Source organism: Mucilaginibacter ginsenosidivorax, assembly GCF_007971525.1.
Classification (GTDB): domain Bacteria; phylum Bacteroidota; class Bacteroidia; order Sphingobacteriales; family Sphingobacteriaceae; genus Mucilaginibacter; species Mucilaginibacter ginsenosidivorax.
Map to the genome: position 1 here is coordinate 1516368 of NZ_CP042437.1, position 19411 is coordinate 1535778.

20 protein-coding genes are annotated in these 19411 nt (G+C 41.3%); 9 read left to right on the top strand and 11 right to left on the bottom strand.

Going from position 1 to position 19411, the window contains the following annotated elements; translation table 11 throughout:
- Positions 1–75 precede the first annotated feature (75 nt).
- The 3 genes from FSB76_RS06235 to kduI form a co-directional block, all read right to left on the bottom strand.
- On the bottom strand, positions 76–1116 hold the full coding sequence (locus FSB76_RS06235; protein WP_147052733.1) for a LacI family DNA-binding transcriptional regulator: 1041 nt from the start codon (positions 1114–1116) through the stop codon (positions 76–78).
- Positions 1117–1228: 112 nt separating this feature from the next.
- Positions 1229–2044 carry an SDR family oxidoreductase gene (locus FSB76_RS06240; RefSeq protein WP_147052735.1) on the bottom strand — a complete coding sequence of 272 codons (816 nt, stop codon included), beginning with the start codon at positions 2042–2044 and terminating at the stop codon, positions 1229–1231.
- A 24-nt stretch (positions 2045–2068) separates the two neighbouring features.
- Entirely contained in the window at positions 2069–2908 is an 840-nt protein-coding gene (kduI, locus tag FSB76_RS06245; protein ID WP_147052736.1) for a 5-dehydro-4-deoxy-D-glucuronate isomerase, read from the bottom strand.
- 348 nt (positions 2909–3256) lie between these two features.
- Here kduI and FSB76_RS06250 point away from each other — a divergent pair, with 348 nt between their 5' ends.
- From FSB76_RS06250 to FSB76_RS06260, 3 genes are all read left to right on the top strand, one after another.
- Positions 3257–4597 carry an OmpA family protein gene (locus tag FSB76_RS06250; RefSeq protein ID WP_147052738.1) on the top strand — a complete coding sequence of 447 codons (1341 nt, stop codon included), beginning with the start codon at positions 3257–3259 and terminating at the stop codon, positions 4595–4597.
- 377 nt (positions 4598–4974) lie between these two features.
- Complete coding sequence (gene lat, locus FSB76_RS06255; RefSeq protein WP_147052740.1) at positions 4975–6306, top strand: L-lysine 6-transaminase; 1332 nt, start codon at positions 4975–4977, stop codon at positions 6304–6306.
- Positions 6307–6503: 197 nt separating this feature from the next.
- On the top strand, positions 6504–6941 hold the full coding sequence (locus FSB76_RS06260; RefSeq protein ID WP_147052742.1) for a hypothetical protein: 438 nt from the start codon (positions 6504–6506) through the stop codon (positions 6939–6941).
- 78 nt (positions 6942–7019) lie between these two features.
- On the opposite strand, the gene bshB1 is transcribed toward FSB76_RS06260, so the two are convergent.
- Genes bshB1 through FSB76_RS06275 form a run of 3 tightly spaced genes read right to left on the bottom strand, consistent with a single transcriptional unit; the run spans position 7020 to position 8870 of the window.
- Positions 7020–7739, bottom strand: a complete 720-nt coding sequence (gene bshB1 / locus FSB76_RS06265; RefSeq protein WP_147052744.1) for a bacillithiol biosynthesis deacetylase BshB1 — start codon at positions 7737–7739, stop codon at positions 7020–7022.
- A 13-nt stretch (positions 7740–7752) separates the two neighbouring features.
- Positions 7753–8253: a glutathione peroxidase gene (locus tag FSB76_RS06270; RefSeq protein WP_147052746.1), complete on the bottom strand. Its 501-nt coding sequence runs from the start codon at positions 8251–8253 to the stop codon at positions 7753–7755.
- Positions 8254–8255: 2 nt separating this feature from the next.
- Positions 8256–8870: a DUF4294 domain-containing protein gene (locus FSB76_RS06275; RefSeq protein ID WP_147052748.1), complete on the bottom strand. Its 615-nt coding sequence runs from the start codon at positions 8868–8870 to the stop codon at positions 8256–8258.
- A 108-nt stretch (positions 8871–8978) separates the two neighbouring features.
- Between FSB76_RS06275 and FSB76_RS06280 the strand changes: the two genes are divergently transcribed.
- The 6 genes from FSB76_RS06280 to FSB76_RS06305 all read left to right on the top strand — a co-directional run bounded on the left by FSB76_RS06280 (position 8979) and on the right by FSB76_RS06305 (position 15308).
- Complete coding sequence (locus FSB76_RS06280; RefSeq protein WP_147052750.1) at positions 8979–11201, top strand: RelA/SpoT family protein; 2223 nt, start codon at positions 8979–8981, stop codon at positions 11199–11201.
- Between the two features lie 192 nt (positions 11202–11393).
- Positions 11394–11861, top strand: coding sequence for a Fur family transcriptional regulator (locus tag FSB76_RS06285; protein ID WP_090652792.1), 468 nt, complete (start codon positions 11394–11396; stop codon positions 11859–11861).
- Positions 11862–11863: 2 nt separating this feature from the next.
- Positions 11864–12166: a DUF6922 domain-containing protein gene (locus FSB76_RS06290; RefSeq protein WP_147052752.1), complete on the top strand. Its 303-nt coding sequence runs from the start codon at positions 11864–11866 to the stop codon at positions 12164–12166.
- A gap of 42 nt (positions 12167–12208) precedes the next feature.
- Positions 12209–13486 (top strand): adenylosuccinate synthase, encoded by a 1278-nt coding sequence (locus FSB76_RS06295; protein WP_147052754.1) that lies wholly within the window; start codon positions 12209–12211, stop codon positions 13484–13486.
- Between the two features lie 112 nt (positions 13487–13598).
- The gene (locus FSB76_RS06300; RefSeq protein ID WP_147052755.1) at positions 13599–13964 is read left to right on the top strand and encodes a hypothetical protein; all 366 of its coding nucleotides are present in this window, start codon (positions 13599–13601) and stop codon (positions 13962–13964) included.
- A gap of 81 nt (positions 13965–14045) precedes the next feature.
- Positions 14046–15308: an anthranilate synthase component I family protein gene (locus FSB76_RS06305; RefSeq protein WP_225976435.1), complete on the top strand. Its 1263-nt coding sequence runs from the start codon at positions 14046–14048 to the stop codon at positions 15306–15308.
- A gap of 13 nt (positions 15309–15321) precedes the next feature.
- Here the strand turns inward: FSB76_RS06305 and FSB76_RS06310 are convergent, their stop codons facing one another.
- The 5 genes from FSB76_RS06310 to FSB76_RS06330 all read right to left on the bottom strand — a co-directional run bounded on the left by FSB76_RS06310 (position 15322) and on the right by FSB76_RS06330 (position 19252).
- Positions 15322–16047 carry a YqjF family protein gene (locus FSB76_RS06310; protein ID WP_147052757.1) on the bottom strand — a complete coding sequence of 242 codons (726 nt, stop codon included), beginning with the start codon at positions 16045–16047 and terminating at the stop codon, positions 15322–15324.
- Positions 16048–16177: 130 nt separating this feature from the next.
- A complete protein-coding gene (locus FSB76_RS06315; RefSeq protein ID WP_147052759.1) occupies positions 16178–16981 on the bottom strand; it encodes a M48 family metallopeptidase in 804 nt (267 codons plus the stop codon).
- Positions 16982–16986: 5 nt separating this feature from the next.
- Complete coding sequence (plsY, locus tag FSB76_RS06320; RefSeq protein ID WP_147052761.1) at positions 16987–17634, bottom strand: glycerol-3-phosphate 1-O-acyltransferase PlsY; 648 nt, start codon at positions 17632–17634, stop codon at positions 16987–16989.
- Positions 17635–17761: 127 nt separating this feature from the next.
- Positions 17762–18607 (bottom strand): carboxylating nicotinate-nucleotide diphosphorylase, encoded by an 846-nt coding sequence (nadC, locus tag FSB76_RS06325; protein WP_147052763.1) that lies wholly within the window; start codon positions 18605–18607, stop codon positions 17762–17764.
- A gap of 246 nt (positions 18608–18853) precedes the next feature.
- Positions 18854–19252, bottom strand: a complete 399-nt coding sequence (locus FSB76_RS06330) for a DUF4783 domain-containing protein (protein WP_147052764.1) — start codon at positions 19250–19252, stop codon at positions 18854–18856.
- Between the last annotated feature and the right edge of the window lie 159 nt (positions 19253–19411).

Genomic DNA, 19411 nt, shown 5'->3' on the forward strand with positions numbered 1-19411 from the left:
TCAATACAACAGCGAAATATTTACTACATCGATATAGTTATTTGATAGAAGCAGAATGTATAATGCTTAAAGCTATTAAAAGTTAGTGGCAGGTAGTGATGAATCGCGGATGCAAACCTGGGTGGGTAATACCACGGTTTCAAATTCGGTTACAGGCCTTCGGCTCTCAATCAAGCTGATAAGCATTTCGGTTGCTTTTTTTCCTATTTCAAACCCAGGTTGATAAACTGTACTTAACGATGGGTTTAAAACATCGGCCAGTTGAGTATTGGTAAAACCAAGCAAGGCAATATCGGCAGGTATTTTAAAACCCAGCTTATGCAACAACATCAGGGTTGTGGTAGTTATCCTGTCGGATGCGGTAAAAATGGCGTCGGGCCGATTGGGCGAAAGGAGTAACTCGTTAAGCGCGTTTTCAATCTCGATGAGGTCTTTACCGCCATGGAGGCAATATTTTATAAACCCATCGTTTTGCTCAAGTTTGTTTTGGGCAAGTGCCGCCCGGTATCCTTTTAAACGCTCGGCCGTGATGGATACATTTACCGAACTTGTTATATGAGCTATTTTGCGATACCCGGCCTCAATTAATGATTGTGTTGCTTCAAAAGCACCCTGAAAGTTATCGGCAATCACTTTGTGCGTATCAATTTCGTCGCTCACACGGTCAAAGAAAACAATGGGCAGGCCTTTTTCGTGAAGATCTTTTAGATGCGATACATCAGCAGTTTCTGTTGACAGGGATATGAGCAAGCCATCAATTGCCCGGTACATTAAATGACTTACGTTTAACTTTTCAAGTTCGTACGATTCATGGGTTTGGGTAATAAACACATTATAGCCATTGGCATGGGCAACAAACTCGATGCCGTTAATCACCTGCGAAAAAAAGTGATTATCAATAGTTGATACAACTATACCCAAAGACTTACTGCTGCCCTTTTTTAAGCTGCGGGCCATATGGTTAGGTTGGTAGTTGAGCCTTTTTGCACACTCGCGCACCAGTGCTTTGGTTTTTTCGCTTATTTCATAACTATCCTTGAGCGCTTTAGATACCGCCGACGTGGAAATCCCCAGCTCTTTAGCAATATCCTTTATGGTAACAACCGCGAAATTCATATCCCTTTTTAGCTTTAACGGCAAGTTTAGCTACAATTGTAATTTATTGCAGCTAACAAACCTAAAATAATTGAGATAAAATTTCGCGGTAAAAAGCGGTGCGATCAAATTGTTACACGCCGCCAAAAATAGAAAAACCGCCATCTACGCAAATCATAGATCCCGTTACAAATTTAGATGCATCGCTTAGCAGCCATACCAAAGCACCAATCAACTCATCCGGGTGGCCAAAACGTTTAAAAGGTGTTTGCTTTATCACCAGCTGTCCACGGTCGGTGTAGCCACCTTCGGGTTTGGTCAGCAGGTTCCGGTTTTGCTCGGTCAGGAAAAACCCAGGCGCAAGGGCATTCATCCTGATGGCATCACCGTAACGGTTGGCTAACTCAACGGCAAACCATTGGTTATAACAATCAACAGCCGCCTTACCTATATTGTAGCCCAATACTTTGGTAATAGCCCGCTTTGAATTCATCGATGAGATATTAACAATGCTGCCCTTACCTGTTTGCGCAATAGCCTCGCCAAATACCTGTGTGGGGATAATGGTACCCCAGGTATTTAAATCCATTACGGTTTTCATGCCGGCTATATTCATTTTAAAAATGTCTTCATCGGGCTGTAAAACACCTTGCGGCATGTTACCCCCTGCCCCATTTACCAGGCCATCCAACCTGCCAAATGTATCCAACAATTTAGCTTTAGCGGCCTGCAACTCTTCTTCATTTAAAACGTCGGCAACTAATGCTACCGCTTTCCCGCCATTTTGATTGATGGCATTGGCACGCTCTTCGGCTACCTGGGCATTGCGGCCCAAAATGCCTACGGCACCGCCTGCTTCAACAATACCGTTTATAAAGGCACTACCCAAAATGCCAGTGCCGCCTGTTACTACAATTACTTTGCCGGCTAAAGAGAAATTATTTTCCAATGTATATTATTTTATTGATGATGATTACCTGAGGTCTGTAATAGCAATAGGGTCCATATCGGTATAGTCCAGGTTTTCGCCTGCCATGCCCCATATAAAACTATAACTTGAAGTGCCGCTGCCCGAATGGATACTCCATGGCGGCGATACCACCGCATCGTAATTATTCATGGTGATATGGCGGGTTTCATTGCCTTCGCCCATGTAATGGAATATTTTTTGCCCCTCGGGCACATCAAAATAAAAATAGGCTTCCATCCGGCGGTCATGTACGTGCGATGGCATAGTATTCCATACGCTTCCTTCGTGCAAAATGGTAAGCCCCATAACCAGCTGGCAGCTTTTGGTGCCTTCCAGGTGGATATATTTATTAATAGTACGATGATTTGCTGTTGATGCCGAGCCAAGGGTAACTTTTACCGCATCAGCGTGTGTTAGCAAGGTTGTTGGGTAGGTTGCATGGGCCGGGGCCGAAAGCAAGTAGAAAACTGCCGGCTCTTCACCGTTTTTACTTGCAAAATGCACAGTTTTAGTGCCTTTGCCAATGTACAGGCAATCAAGTTTTTGTACATTGTAGGTAATACCATCGGCAATTACAACGCCATCACCCGCTACATTAATAATGCCAATTTCGCGGCGCTCTAAAAAATATTCTGCGCGCAGGTTAGGATAATTTGGCAGCAGCAGCTGGGTATCCGTTGGCTTGGCAAAACCAACTATCATACGATCATAATGGGTATAGATACAGTTAACTGTACCTGGTTGTACCTGGTTATCTATTAAAAAACGCGACCGTATGGTAGCAGTATCATATCGCTTAAAATCCTCCGGATGTACACTTTGTATTACTTTCAATGGTATCATGTATTAAGGTTAATCCATGCAATTCTACAACCCGCGTAATTAATTAAAAAGATATCCTTCGCTTATTTTTACTTCAACGTTGTAGTAGCTTTAGTAAAGGTATAAATATTATCATTTGTGGTTGAGCATTGTTTTAAAACCGGTACTGACCGTGTGGGTATAAGGTTTATAACCTTATACTTGCAAGCTCATTAACCTGTAAAATAGCTGTCGTTGTAAAATATATCTCCTTAATAATTAATATTTTAAACAAAATATTTCCATGGCAGAAAACTTTTTTCAAAAAAGTGAGTTTTTAGGATTAAATCATTAAGATTCTTAATGACGTTTTATTAATAAATTAAAACTATGAACTATTCTACATTAAAGAAATCAGTCGCGTTGTCGTTTGCATCTTTGATGGTTGTAGGTATGGCTAATGCTCAAACCGATTCCACCAAAACAGCAACTACTACCACGACTGAAGCCTCTACTGCCAAGGTATTTGGTGGTATTGGCCAGTACAACACATTCAGTATTGGCGTTAGCGCCGGTATCACTGATGGACTTGTTCCGTTTACCATTAACACCACCAACAAATTTAAAGCTGATTTGGGTTATGGTTTGTATTTAAGGCAGCAGCTATCGCACACTTTTAGCTTGCAGTTAGATTATTTAGGTGGTAAAGTGCATGGCATTGATGATGCAGGTACAAGCAAATTTGGTATTACCGAATACAAAACCAATTTTAACTCTGTGGCTTTAAGCGGTGTGTTCAACATTGCAAGTGTTAGCTTTTTACATCGTAAAAACAGTGTTAACTTTTATGGTTCTGCAGGTTTGGGTTTAGATTTGTACAAACCTAAAATGTATGTTACGGATGCAGGTGCTACAGTGAATGATCCTTATGGAAGTGGTCACACTGTAAAAGAACTGTATGCTCCCGTTGGCGCGGGCGTAAAATTCAGGTTATCTGATGCGTTGGCCCTGAATTTAGGCTACACTGTAAGCTTTGTACAAGGTTACAATTTTGCTGGTAAAAGTACCTACCCAACATTCAGCCACTACTCTTATACCTATGGTGGTTTAGAGTACACTTTTGGCCCGAAATCAAAACAGAACTTAACATGGGTTAACCCGGTTGCACAAATGTATGATGAATTGTACGATGCAGCTTTACGCCAGGAAGTTGAAGCTTTGAAAGGCCGTGTAACCAATGTTGAAACTGCGGTTAGCGACCTGAAAAAAGATTCGGATGGTGATGGTGTTGCCGATCAGTTTGACAAATGCCCAGGTACTGCTGCAGGCAGCGTAGTTGACGGTTCTGGTTGCGTTATCGTATTCCCTAAACCAGATTCATCTGCACTAGCTGCTAAAGCTCCTGCAACTGCTTACTCAAACATCCAGTTTGAATTTGACAGCTCGGTATTACGTACTTCATCTTACCCGGTATTGGATGCCACATCGGCTGATCTGCGTGCTTCAGGTGCTAAAATCGAAGTTGATGGTTTTGCTTCATCTGAAGGTACAGCTGCGCACAACATGTCTTTATCAAAAGATCGTGCTAACTCTGTAAAAACTTACTTGGTTAACTCAGGTGTTGATGCTAAAAAAGTAAAAATCAAAGGCTATGGCGAAACTAAGCCAATTGCTGATAACTCAACAGAAGAGGGTCGTGTATTAAACCGTCGCGTTCAGTTTAAAAAGTAATAATGTTTAATTAAATATTATTTTGCGAAAGCCCCGGATAACCCGGGGCTTTCTTACGTTTAAACACGATTACAGGATTGACAGGATTTTTTATAAAAATTCAGGTATTCAAAGCTTAGCTGTAAATATTCAAACAGATTATATTTAGTTTAAAACTTAAATCCACCGTGTCATCCTACGCTGTTTCGGGCAGATTAAAATACGATCAAGCGATTTAAAATCGAAAAAATGCATTCTATGCTACTATACTATTTTCGGCTTTGGTACAAAAAGTAACTTTAAACAATTTAAACATACTTTTCATTCAATCGGTTCAAAAACCGCCTAAATTTTGTTTTTTGGGGCTTTTTAGTAGATTTGTATAAACCAAAATTGATATGTACAACCTACTTGTTTCACCCCAAAACGTTCAGGCTTCGCTGCAGAAGCACGTACTTGCCGATGGCTTCGATCTCACTTTTGACATGGAAAAAAGCAAGGGTGTATATATTTACGATTCGAAAAACGACCGTACATTGCTTGATTTTTTTACTTGTTTTGCTTCGGTACCTTTGGGTTATAATCACCCCAAAATGGTGAACGACGAAGAGTTTAAAAAAAACCTGATGTTGGCCGCCTTAACCAACCCATCCAACTCCGATATATATACTACTCAATACGCACAATTTGTTGAAACCTTTTCAAGAGTTGGCATTCCTGATTATCTACCACACGCCTTTTTTATAGCAGGCGGTTCGTTGGCCATAGAAAACGCACTAAAAGTTGCTATGGACTGGAAGGTACAAAAGAATTTTGCCAGGGGCTATACCAAAGAGCGCGGTTTTAAAGTGATACACTTTGAACATGCGTTTCACGGCCGCTCGGGTTATACACTGAGCCTTACCAATACAGTGCCCAATAAAACAAAATGGTTTGCCAAGTTTGACTGGCCAAGGGTATCGGTACCCTATATGAATTTCCCGTATAGTGACGCCAATCATGAGGATTTACTGCAACGCGAGCAATTGTCTGTAGCCCAGATCAGACAAGCTTTTGAAGATAATAAAGATGATGTTTGCGCTATTATTATTGAACCGGTACAATCAGAAGGCGGAGACAACCACGTACGTAAAGAATTTTTAGAAAAACTGCGCGAGCTTGCCGATGAGTACGAAGCAATGCTCATCTATGATGAAGTGCAAACCGGTGTTGGCCTTACGGGTAAATTTTGGTGCCACGAACATTTTGGCCCTAAAGCACGGCCAGACATTTTGGCCTTTGGTAAAAAAATGCAGGTTTGCGGTATATTATGCAGCAACCGGGTTGACGAAATTGAGAATAATGTATTTCATGTATCATCGCGAATTAACTCCACATGGGGAGGCAGCCTGGTTGATATGGTACGGTCATCAAAAATAATGGAAGTAATAGCCGAAGATAACCTTTGCCAAAATGCTGCCGAAATGGGCGACTATTTGCAAAACCAGCTCAGCGATATTGCGGATAGGATGCCTGTCATCAGCAATGTGCGCGGCAAGGGGCTGCTTACTGCCTTTGATTTTCCTGACAAAAACAAGCGCGATAATTTCATTACCACAGGGTTAGCTAATAATATCATGTATTTGGGCTGTGGTGAAAAAAGCATCCGTTTTAGGCCGGCACTTATTATTGAAAAAAGCCATATAGATACCGGGCTTGAAATGCTGGAAAAAATAGCTAAAACCCTATAGTTAGCAATAACGTATTTAAAAAAACACCTCAACTACAAGCATTGCATCCTAATATTTAATATATGTTTTAGGGATTGTTAATTCCAAAAAGGGGTAAAATATTAACATAAGCTATTTTTTTACCAAAATACGCTATATTTTTAATTATTATTCCCGTTAGATTTGTCTATTCCTGTTAGAATCAAATCTAGTTCATCATGAGCAAACATATAGAGAAATTAAAAAAACAACTTGTTGAGGTTGCAGAAGTTGTTAACTCATTTCAATCAGAAGCCGTGCAGGTACGCATCATCGATAGGCTGCTGGATGTAATGATTGAGTCAGAAAGAGCAGATGCCGATGGTTCTGAAATTTTTAGCAAAAAAGGCCGTAAATTACGCCCAGACGATGAAAACGCTGCTAATACCGGGCGTAAAAAGCCAGGTGCGACAAAAATACTGAACCAATTGTTAAGCACAGATTTTTTTGACGAGCAACGTTCCATCTCATCAATAGCTAACTATTGTAAAGAGCAATTTGATTCGGATTTCAAAACTTCGGAATTATCAGGCATCCTTTTAAAATTGGCAAATGAAAATAAACTAAGACGAGAAAGAAGTAACGAAAACAATCGTTTCGAATACATTAAAGCTTAAATAGATAAACCAATATTATAAAATAAGCTGCTATTTTAAACAAATAGCGGCTTATTTTATTTTCAGTTAAATAATATATTATTTTAAAGCAAATAAATTATCCACGCCTAAAATTTTCCTGCTGGTATAGCCTTCGGCATATTTAGCACCAATGCTTTTACCAAATTCACTGGCCCGCGCTGCAACTACGTTAATAAACTCCGGCGTAGATATGTAAGTTTGGGGTTCGTTTTCCCATTCGGGATTGTAAAACTGTGAACCATAAGCGTAAATACTCTCCACCTTTTTATCCCAGTATTCGGTAATATCAATTAAAATATCCGGTTTAATATAGTTATCCTGAATAAAGTGCAACACCATTTCTGGCCGCCATGCTTGTTGCGCTTCTCCATTCTCAAATGTCTCTATCTTACGCAAGCCCGCTAAAAATGCAGATGCTTCCACCAGTTCATTAGCGCGTCCATGATCTGGGTGCCGGTCATGGTAAGCATTGGTTATTACAATTTTAGGCTGATATTTACGAATAGCGGCAATTATCTTTAATTGATACTCGCGTGTATTCTCGAAAAAACCATCAGGGATAGCCAGGTTATCTCTCACAGCCAGCCCCAGTATTTTGGCTGCGGCAGCGGCTTCCTGTTCTCGAATCTCGGCCGATCCACGGGTACCTAATTCACCGCGGGTAAGGTCAACAATACCTACCTTATAACCCAGGGCAATGTGTTTTAAAATAGTGCCTGAACATCCAAGTTCGGCATCATCAGGATGTACCGATAAAACTAAAATATCTAACTTCATTGTTGTGTTTGTGTTAATGAGTTGCCGCTAAAAGGCGCTCAATTTTTTTTCGGATTTTTGACGAGGTGGGCTTGGTAAACGGAAAATAAAAATCGGTAAGGTGTCCGCTCCTATCAATCAAAAACTTATGAAAATTCCATCTGGGCACCGATTTAAGTTTGCCGTTTGCTTTCTTATCGGCAAAAAACTGGTATAATGGATGTGCAAAAGGCCCGCGCACCCTTATTTTATCAAATACCGGGTAGTTGGCACCAACGTTTTCGCAAAAAGCAGCTATAGCAGCACCCTCCAAAGGCTCCTGTCCGCCAAAATCATTTGAGGGGAAAGCCAATATCTCGAAATCAGTATCCTTGAACTGGTTTTTTAATTCAGCCAGATCTTTAAGCTGTGGTGTAAAGCCGCATTGAGAGGCGGTATTAACAATCAAGAGTACCTTATTTTTATAAGCCGACAGGCTAATATCATCACCGTTTAACTTTTGAACGTTAAACTTGTAGACGCTTGTGTTGTCCATTATCAGTAGCTAGTGGAATTATATCCGGCCTGGGTAAGTATAGCCTCGATATCTCTCTGCTCGTCGGGGTCGTAAGTTTCTTTAAGGTTATGACCAAATATGCTGGCTACAGACTGAAACATAAACGCCTTAAAACCACCCTTAAGTTCCTTAACCATAGTATAGCTGGTTTGCCCGGTTTCGCGGTCAATCAGCTTAATCAAAACTTCACCCTGACTAATTGTCAGATTTTTAATTTCCTTATCAAACAATGTTTTTATTTCACCTTCGCAGGTGCTTATCAATTCTTTTTGTTTTTTCTTATCACCGGTAAGGGCAAGGTCGCGCTGTAATTTTGCATATCGCTGGCCTGCAAAACGGGCATAAGGCAACACCTTCATCACGTTATAACGCAACCGGCGGTAATTATCCCTATCGGCATCGTTGGCAAATATGCGGGTATCTACAATTCTTATCGGCGGGCAAACCACCCAGGGTATCAACTGTCCGTCAACATCGGTCACGGCCACTCTTATGGTATCATTTTTGCCCAGTACCATAGGTGCAGGTTTATCTGTCTGGGCACTTACCTCGCCCACTAAGCAACAAAACATCAACAGAAAACCAATAAATTTCATATTTTTACTTAAAACAAAATTAAAGGAAATTTTTGTGGTATTTTAATATAATCTGTAATAATAATTTTCAGTTACAAGTTTATCTTATTTATACCGTCTATATCATATATGAAAGAGATAGAGATTGATCTGGAAGCCGAGAAGAATGAGATACTAAAAAGATATCGCGCATTGTTGCGCGCCTGTAAATCGACCCTGCAAAAGGGCGATAAACGCATGATACGTAAGGCGTTTGATATGGCGCTTGAAAGCCATAAAGATATGCGCCGTAAAAGCGGCGAGCCCTACATATATCACCCTATTGCTGTTGCCCAGATAGCCGCCGAGGAGATTGGCCTGGGTACAACATCGATTGTATGCGCCCTGCTACATGATGTGGTAGAAGATACCAACATGACGCTTGACGAAATTGAGATGGAGTTTGGCAAAAAGGTGGCCAAAATTATTGACGGCTTAACCAAAATATCGGGCGTGTTTGATACCAACAGCTCGTTACAGGCCGAGAATTTCCGTAAAATGCTGCTTACCCTGGCCGACGATGTACGGGTAATACTCATTAAGCTGGCCGATAGGCTGCACAATATGCGCACCATGGAGTTTATGCCGCGCGATAAGCAGCTTAAACTGTCGTCAGAAACCGTGTACCTGTATGCCCCACTGGCCCACAGGCTGGGTTTATATGCCATAAAATCTGAACTGGAAGACCTATCCATGAAATACATGGAGCGCGAAACTTACCAGTTCATCAAAAAGAAGCTGAACGAGAAGAAAGCTGAACGCGAACGCTTTATCCGCGATTTTATTGAACCTGTTAACAAGGCGCTGCAGGCCCAGGAAATTCACGCCGATGTGTTTGGCAGGCCAAAATCTATCCACTCCATTTGGAATAAGATGAAGAAAAAATCGATCCCTTTTGAAGAGGTATATGATCTTTTTGCCATCAGGATAATTTTAGATAGCGCCCCCGACCAGGAAAAAGCCGATTGCTGGAAAGCCTACAGTATTGTTACCGACCAGTACCGCCCCAACCCCGACAGGCTGCGCGACTGGATATCGTCGCCCAAAGCAAACGGGTACGAATCCTTACACACCACCGTTATGGGCCCGCGCGGGCAATGGGTTGAAGTACAAATACGTACCAAACGCATGAACGAGATTGCCGAGAAAGGTTTTGCGGCGCATTGGAAATATAAGGAATCATCAACCGATAGCGGGCTTGACCAATGGGTGCAAAAGGTAAGGGATATGCTTAAAAACCCCGACACCAACGCACTTGATTTCATTGACGATTTTAAGATGAATTTATTCAGTGATGAAATTTTCATTTTTACCCCGAAGGGCGCGCTTATTCAACTGCCGCTTAATGCTACAGCTTTAGATTTTGCATTTGAAATACATACCGATGTGGGCGCCAGTTGTATTGGCGCCAAAGTGAACCATAAACTGGTGCCGCTTAGCTACAAGCTGCAAAATGGCGACCAGGTAGAAATTATTACATCTGGCAAGCAAACCCCTAAAGAGGATTGGCTGAACTTTGTGGTTACCGCGAAGGCTAAAGCGAAAATAAAATCGGCTTTAAAAGAAGAAAAACGAAAAATTGCAGAAGACGGAAAAGAGATCCTGGAGCGAAAAATGAAATCGCTTAAAATTACTTACAACTCCGAAAATCTGCACAAGCTGAGTTATTTTTTCAAACTGCAATCAACCCAGGACCTGTTTTATAACATTGCCAAGGGCGTGATAGACATGAAAGACCTGAAGGAATATCAGGCGTTTGAAAAGAATGTTGAGAACAAGCCCCAGGATAAAATTGAACAGGAACAGGTTCAAAACCTTATCCGCAACCTAAAATCGAAAGACAGCGATATGCTGCTGATTGGTGAGGACATGCAGAAAATTGACTATAAACTGGCCAATTGCTGTAACCCTATCCCTGGTGACGATGTATTTGGCTTTGTTACCGTGAGCGATGGCATTAAAATACACCGCACCAACTGCCCAAATGCTGCTAAACTGATGGCTAACTATGGCTACCGGATTGTAAAAGCCCGCTGGACAAACCAGCAGGAGCTTGCATTTTTAACCGGCTTAAGAATAACCGGTATAGACGAGGTTGGATTAATTAATAAACTTACCACTGTAATATCAACCGATTTCAAAGTAAATATCCGCTCCATTACCGTTGATAGCGATAACGGTATTTTTGAAGGATCGATAATGGTTTACGTAAATGATACCAACCACCTGGAAAACCTGATCAAAAAAATAAAACTTATTAAAGGCGTTACCGGCGTTAACAGATTTGATTCGGTGATTGAAAAAGCTTCTTGAAGAAGAATCAAGAATTAAGAGTCAAGAATCAAGACAGAAAAAGTATTGATTTTTTGATCTTTGTTTAAAACCAATTACAGATGAAAGAAGGAATCATCAAGCGAAACACAAATTTGTCTTAATTCTTGATTCTTGACTCTTGACTCTATCTTAACCAAATTATTAATAACTTTGCCTGCTTAACAGACCATTATGCCCCAACCGGATACTATAGCATTGGTTAAAAAAATTTTTGAGGCTTACCTTGAAAATAAAAACCTGCGCAAAACGCCGGAGCGTTTTGCAATACTTGAAGAGATTTACTCGCGCTCAGATCACTTTGATGTGGAATCTCTTTATATCCACATGAAAAATAAAAAATACCGCGTTAGCCGCGCTACGGTATATAACACACTTGAACTGCTGGTGTCATGCGACCTGGTAACCAAACACCAGTTTGGCAAAAACATGGCCCAGTTTGAGAAATCATATGGCTACAAACAGCATGACCATATCATTTGCATCGACTGCGGTAAAGTAGTTGAGTTTTGCGACCCGAGGATTCAGCAGATACAAAGTATGATGGGCGATATTTTAAAATTCGACATTAAACACCACTCGTTAAATCTTTACGGCAACTGTGCCAAATTACGTGAAGGCAATTGCGACAGAAGGGTATAATCATGGACAAACCCATTTTAAGCAAACAGGCATTTTGGGATGTTGATATGGATAGTATCGATTATGAAAAGAATGCTTTGTTTGTAATGGAATCTGTTATTAATAGTGGTTCGTTAGAAGATTTCCGTTCTATCAAGAGATTTTATGGCGATAAAAAAATAGCTAAAACAATTATCAATACTAAAGAGCTTGGGCCTAAAGAAGTTAATTTTTGTTGCCATGTATTCAAACTCAAACTACAAGATTTCATTTATCCCATAAAAAAGCATTCGCCTGCCCTATCGGCAGATTATTACGGTGCTTAATCACTCAAAAACATTCAATACATATATACAAAATAAAAATTAATGGCTGTTGACGTATTATTAGGCCTCCAATGGGGCGATGAAGGTAAAGGAAAAATTGTTGATGTGCTTAGCGCAGGTTATGACCTGATTGCACGTTTCCAGGGCGGCCCAAATGCCGGTCATACTTTGGAATTCGACGGTAAAAAATTCGTGTTGAATACTATTCCTTCAGGTATATTTTTTGAAAATACCATGAACCTCATTGGTAATGGTGTGGTGATTGACCCTATCACCCTTAAAAAGGAAATAGATAAACTGAAAGATGCAGGGCACGATCTGCTGGCTAAAAAGAACCTGCTGATTGCCAAAAAAGCGCACCTGATATTACCTACCCATCAACTGCTTGACGCCGCATCTGAAAAGAAAATGGGCGAAGGTAAAATAGGTTCAACTTTAAAAGGTATCGGCCCTACTTATATGGATAAAACCGGCCGTAACGGTTTACGCATCGGCGATATCACCCTGCCAGATTTTAAAGAGCGTTACCAGAAACTGGTTGACAAACATACAGCAATGCTTACCGCCATGTACGGCGAGGTAGCAGATTTTTCTGAACGCGAGCAATTGTTTTTTGAAGCCATTGACTTTATCAAGCAATTCCCGCTTGTTGATTCGGAGCACCTGGTGAACGACTATATTAAAAAAGGCAAAAAGGTTTTGGCCGAAGGTGCACAAGGAGCCATGCTTGATATCGATTTTGGTTCATATCCATTTGTAACCTCATCAAATACTACGGCCGCCGGTGCATGCACCGGTTTAGGAATAGCTCCACAGCAAATTGGCGATGTGATAGGTATTTTTAAAGCTTACTGTACCCGTGTTGGCGGCGGCCCCTTCCCTACCGAACTGGAAGACGAAACAGGCGAAGAATTACGCCGCATAGGCCACGAATTTGGTGCAACCACAGGAAGGCCCCGCCGTACCGGCTGGATTGATCTGCCGGCTTTAAAATACGCTATAATGCTTAATGGCGTTACCCAACTGGTAATGACTAAAGCTGATGTATTAAGCGGTTTTGATAAAATTTACGCTTGTACCCACTACAACTATTTAGGCGAAACCATTGATTATATGCCTTATGATATCTGCTCGGTAAGCCCGGTACCGGTTTTAAAGGAAATTGATGGCTGGAACGAAGATTTAACAGGTATTACTGAGTTGTCTGAAATCCCTGCCAAACTGCAATCATACATTGATTACCTGGAGGCGGAATTAGGCGTACCTGTAAAATATTTATCTGTTGGGCCCGACAGGAAGCAGACTTTGGTGCTGCACTAAAAGTAAACAAACCTGTTTTAAAACAAATATTATAAGGGCCGAGTCAAATTGGCCCTTTTTATTTATATTAGCTTGATATTTTATTTTATTTATATCCTAACCTTATCATATAATGTTTAAACCCTCTACCCTAAAAACTGTATCGTACATTGCATTGGTGTGCTGCTCATTAAGTTTGTTATTGGCTATTTACGGCGCCGTTGTTGTTGGCCAGTGGCAAATGTATTTAAGCATAGTATCATGGGCACTGCTTATTTATTCAAGCTACTTAGGCACCAAGCTGGCAACATATGAATTATATGATGAAGACATCAAAAAACCTGGTTACTATATTTATGGCATCCTGGTAATTTTTGTTCTTTTCCTGTGTTTTAATATTTCTTTAGGGGTGTTATTGGCAATATTTCTGGCAATCACCCTTCATAATCAAAAAACAGGTTTTGACAGTTGGATGCGTGAGAAAAACAATGAAATATAAGTTATTGATCTTGTATTGATCATATAGTATTTAAAGGCCGGCTACCCGGTCTTTTTTAATTAACTTGGTTATTTTTGCAGGGTGATAGTACAGGTAAATGATCTGCAAAATTTCAAGCTGAAAGCCCTGCAATGGGCATCGTCATACAATTCGGCATGTTACCTCGACTCGAATGGTTTTGATGACCCCTACACCAAATTTGATACACTGATAGCCATTGGCAGCAAGGCACAAATAAAAGCGAGCGCTGGTTCTGCATTTAGTGACCTACAAAACTTTCGTACCGATAATCCCGGTTGGCTTTGTGGCTTTTTTGGCTATGATCTAAAAAACGAGGTAGAAAAATTATCCTCGCAAAACTTTGACGGCCTCGATTTTCCCGATCTGTACTTTTTTGCACCGGTTCACCTGATCATTATTAAAGGCAATCAAGCCGAGATTATGAGCGACGATCCTCAACATGTTTTGAGCCGGATTGATGAGCAGGAATTAATTACGTATGACAATCAGCCATCGACACATTTAAAAAGCAGATTTACAAAACAGGAATATGTTGATGCAGTTACTGCTATACAGGAACATATTACCCGTGGCGACATTTATGTAACCAATTTTTGCCAGGAGTTTTATGCTGATGATGTACATATTGATCCTTTTAGCGTATTTACGCAGCTTAACACTGTGTCGCCCAATCCATTTTCAACTTTTTTTAAATGGAATAACAATTACATACTGGGCGCCTCGCCCGAACGTTTTTTAGCAAAGCGGCGCCGTAAACTCATATCACAGCCCATCAAGGGCACGGCCAAAAGGCATGACGATTTAGAGGCTGATGAATTGGTTAAGCAAGAATTACGCAACCATCCCAAAGAACTACAGGAAAATGTAATGATTGTTGACCTGGTACGCAACGACCTTACCAAATCGGCCAAACAGGGAACAGTTGCAACCGAAGAACTTTTCGGCATTCATAGCTTTCGCCAGGTACACCAAATGATATCGACCGTTGTATGCGAGTTACAGGAGCATTTACCCCCCGTACAGGCCATTAAAAACAGCTTCCCAATGGGCAGCATGACCGGCGCACCTAAAATAAGCGCTATGCAATTGATGGAACAATATGAACGAAGTAAGCGCGGTATTTATTCCGGGGCGGTGGGGTACTTTAGCCCGGATGATGATTTTGATTTCAACGTAGTAATCAGATCGCTGCTTTACAACGCTGATAAAGGATACATATCATTTCATGCCGGGAGCGCTATTACTTATCATGCCAATGCAGAGAAGGAGTATGAGGAATGTTTATTGAAAGCGAAGGCGGTGCTGGAAGTTTTGGGTGGATAGCATCTAAGCTTTACTATTTTACCACAATCTTATCCCCCATCCTCACCTTAATATCCGACCCAACGGCAAAAAAAGCCGAAACCGGCTCTTTATCTAAATAAGGCTTAAATGCTTCGCCATATAAACCTGCCACGTCAGCATCAAAAACATAATCTTTAACCTTACCTGTTTGCCACGATACATGTTCAACCTGGTATTCCATGGTGCTTGTGGCCGAAAGTTTATTATATCCCCAATAATGCTCAAAAATAAATTCTTCGGCAATGCCCGGCTTAATATCCAGTAATTGATTGCTGGCAGTCGCACCAAGCTTATTCCATTTGCCTTTAAACTTCCACTCGTATAAAAATTGGGTATGATCGTCTACAGCAATTACGCTGTGCCGCATGGGCATGGCGCTGTAATGCTCTTTGTACAAATTATTGGCTATAGATGCTATTATTGGCTTAGGTACAATTTCGCTTACAAAAACGGCTCCGCGCTTCCACTCTGTTCCGTTAAAATGCTTCACATAAAAACGAAGGTTTACTTCCTCAAAATTCACATGCCAAGGCCATTTAATGCCCAGTACCTTTGTATCTAAAAACATAAAACCTACCATGCTCACAAGTGCTTTACCCTGCCATAAGTCAAGTTCGGTACCAGGAGGCAAATACGGATCAAGTATCCTGGGATCCACCTCGTAATTTATCATTACCAGGTTTTTCCATTGCGCTTTTAAGAATTGAGGTTTGGGCATTTTGGTGAGTTGTGAATGGTGAGCGGTAAACTGGTGAGTGGTCAGTTGTGAGTAGTGAATTAGCGGCTATTGAATGTATTTCAACTAACTACTCACTACTGACCATTCACCACTCACTCCTCACCCCTCACTATTTTTTATAATACTTCATAGCCTCGGGTATCAGGTTTTGAATATTGGCTATTCGGGTAGCATCAGAAGGGTGTGTACTCAACAACTCGGGTGGCGAGCCACCTTTGTTTTGGGCGGCCATACGTTGCCAAAACGCAATGGCATTGTGCGGATCGTACCCGGCCATCGCCATAAAGGTCAGGCCCAGGCGGTCAGCTTCAGATTCCTGGTCGCGCGAGTATTTCAACAAAACAACCTGGGTACCTACGCCATAAGCCTGGCTAAAAAGGCTTTGCATTACCTGCGATTGTTTTGCCACGGCAACACCGGCCAGCGAACCACCGAACTGCGCCAATGTTTGCTGCGAAATGCGCTCGGCAGAGTGCCTGGCAATAGCGTGTCCAATTTCGTGCCCCATAACCACTGCCAGGTAAGCATCGGTATTGGCCACCGGTAGTAAACCGCTGTAAACTGCTACTTTGCCGCCAGGCATACACCATGCATTCACCTCGGGGCTCTGGATGAGGTTAAACTCCCATTGAAAACTGTATTGATCGCCATACCCGTTGGCTTTTAAATAGTTTTCAATGGCTACTGCAAGGTTATTACCTATCCGTTTGACGCGCTGTGCATCGGTTCCGCTATTAATTACTTTTGTTTTAGGATCTGATAATAGTTGACTATAACTGGCTGCTGCCGATTGGTTTACTTCGGCATCGCCAACCAAACTTAATTGCTTACGGCCAGTAAGCGGCACAGTTGAACAGGAGAACAGGACAACAACCAACGTAGTTGCTAAAAATGCAGGCAGGAATTTTTTCATAATGGTTAGGCAGCTTTTTTCTTTAAAAAATTAACTTTCGATTCGGTGCCCTTTAACAAGCGTTCGATATTCTTCTGATGCGTTACCAGGATAAGCATGCAAATGCACATTCCGTATATCACCACCGATCTTATAGAGGTGGGAAAAACAAATGATACCCCTATAGGATATGTAAAGGCCGCGGCAATAGAGCTAAGCGACACATACTTTGTAAGTAACAACACCACAACAAATACCAACACGCACAATAAAGCGGCGTGCAAATGTATAGCCAAAATCATTCCAAATAAAGTGGCAACGCCTTTGCCTCCCCTAAAACCGGCAAATATCGGGAACAAATGGCCCATAACCGCAGCTACCCCTAAAGCCAGGGCATAATTCATATAACTTGCCGAATTGTAAGGCCCAGTGGTAGATACGCCGATAAAGAAAGCAAGGTTGGTAGCCGTCCATCCTTTCAAAATATCAAGCAGCATTACAGGGATGCCGGCCTGTTTGCCCAATACCCTGAAGGTGTTAGTTGCGCCGGCATTGCCGCTGCCATACTCTCTTACATCGATATCATAAAACGCCAGGCCAATCCAGACAGCTGTTGGGATAGACCCGCAGAGATAAGCAAGGATGAGCGCCGAAACTGAGTATACGTTGATCATTTACCTGCAATATTACAAAATTGATACCGTACTAAAACGCTAATCATAATTTAAACGGTTGCTTTAATAGCCAGGTTCTGACAGCCGGGTCTTAACTCAAAAGTTAAAACAAGGGTGCATCATAAATTTACTTTACAGCCTTCAAACTAAGGTCGAGACTTTTTACCGAATGCGTGAGCGCGCCAACAGAAATATAATCAACCCCGCAATCCGCATACTCGCGTATGGTATCAATTGTTATACCACCCGATGCCTCGGTTATAAACCGGCCGTTAATAATATTAACCGCCTGCCGCAGTTCGGCAAAGTTAAAGTTGTCTAACAAGATACGGTTTATGTTGCCGGTTTGCAATACCTCGTCCAATTCTTCCAGGTTACGCACCTCTATTTCGATGGCAAGCTTTTTATGATTATCTATAAGATACTGATTTGCACTTTCAATGGCCTGCCTTATCCCACCAGCGTAATCGACATGATTATCTTTAATCAATATCATATCATACAAACCAAACCGATGATTTACACCGCCACCTATTTTTACGGCCCATTTTTCAAGGTAGCGCAAACCCGGCGTTGTTTTCCGGGTATCTAAAACTTTTGTATTGGTGCCTGTAAGCAAATCAACTATCTCGCGGGTTTTTGTAGCAATTCCCGACATTCGTTGCATACAATTCAGTACCAAACGCTCGGCAACCAGGATGCTGCGGGCGCTGCCCTCTACTTCAAACGCCACATCTTTGTACTTAACAACCGCGCCATCCTGTAAAAAAATGGTCGCTTTCAGGTTGGGATCAACCACTTTAAATATCTCAATAGCCAATTCAACACCTGCCAAAATACCTTCGTCTTTTACCAAAAGCTGTGCTTTGCCTGTTGTTTCGGCGGGAATGGTTGATAGGGAGGTATGATCACCATCACCAACATCCTCTTGTAAAGCATTAATTATAAACTGGTCAACAAGTTCTCTATCCAAGATAATTACTTTTTTAAGCCCCAAAAGTAATTCTTTATTTGAAAATTCGAGGATAAAGCAATTTGAAAATTTGAGGATTTGAGAATTTGAAAATGTGGAAGAGTTGCCGAACCGGGGTTCAGTAAATTGGCTTGTAATTGCATTTTGTTAAACGTTGTGTTGAACGCTGAATTGAATTAGCGGATTTTTAAATTTGCTTTTATTATTTTCAAATCCTCAAATTTTCAAATCATCAAATTCAAAAGTCTACTTCACCTTCTCGTCCTCAATCCCCAATTCAATGATGCGCATGGTGCCGCCTACATCTTTCAGGGTAAAAGCAATGCGGTATTCCTGTTTATCGGCAGTGGTTAAAATATATACACCAAGCTGAATGCTGGCACTGGAGTTTACTTTATGAAGCAGCTTTATTGTTTGTGGCTTATGTTTAGTAAAAAAATCGCCGAGAACAGATGTGGCCTGGGTTTGCGAATATGATTGCTCTTCGGCCATTACAGTCATCTCTACGGTTGGGGCAAACAGCTTGCCTATTTCTTTACTGTTACCTTGTTTTATCAAATTAGCCACATTATCCATGGCATCGGCTGCTACCATGCCAGGCATCAGCAACAACAGTAAAAACGACGACAGGTAAAGTAACTTCATATCATAAATACGTGAAAAAACGGTTTAAAGTTACACCTGGCAAAAAAGAGGACCATTTTTTTGAGTGTAATGTTCAGATATAACTGTTTTTGCACCCAATTATTATCTTAACAATCAGCGCGATGTAAGTATAAATCTAAATTCAAAATTTATAGCCAT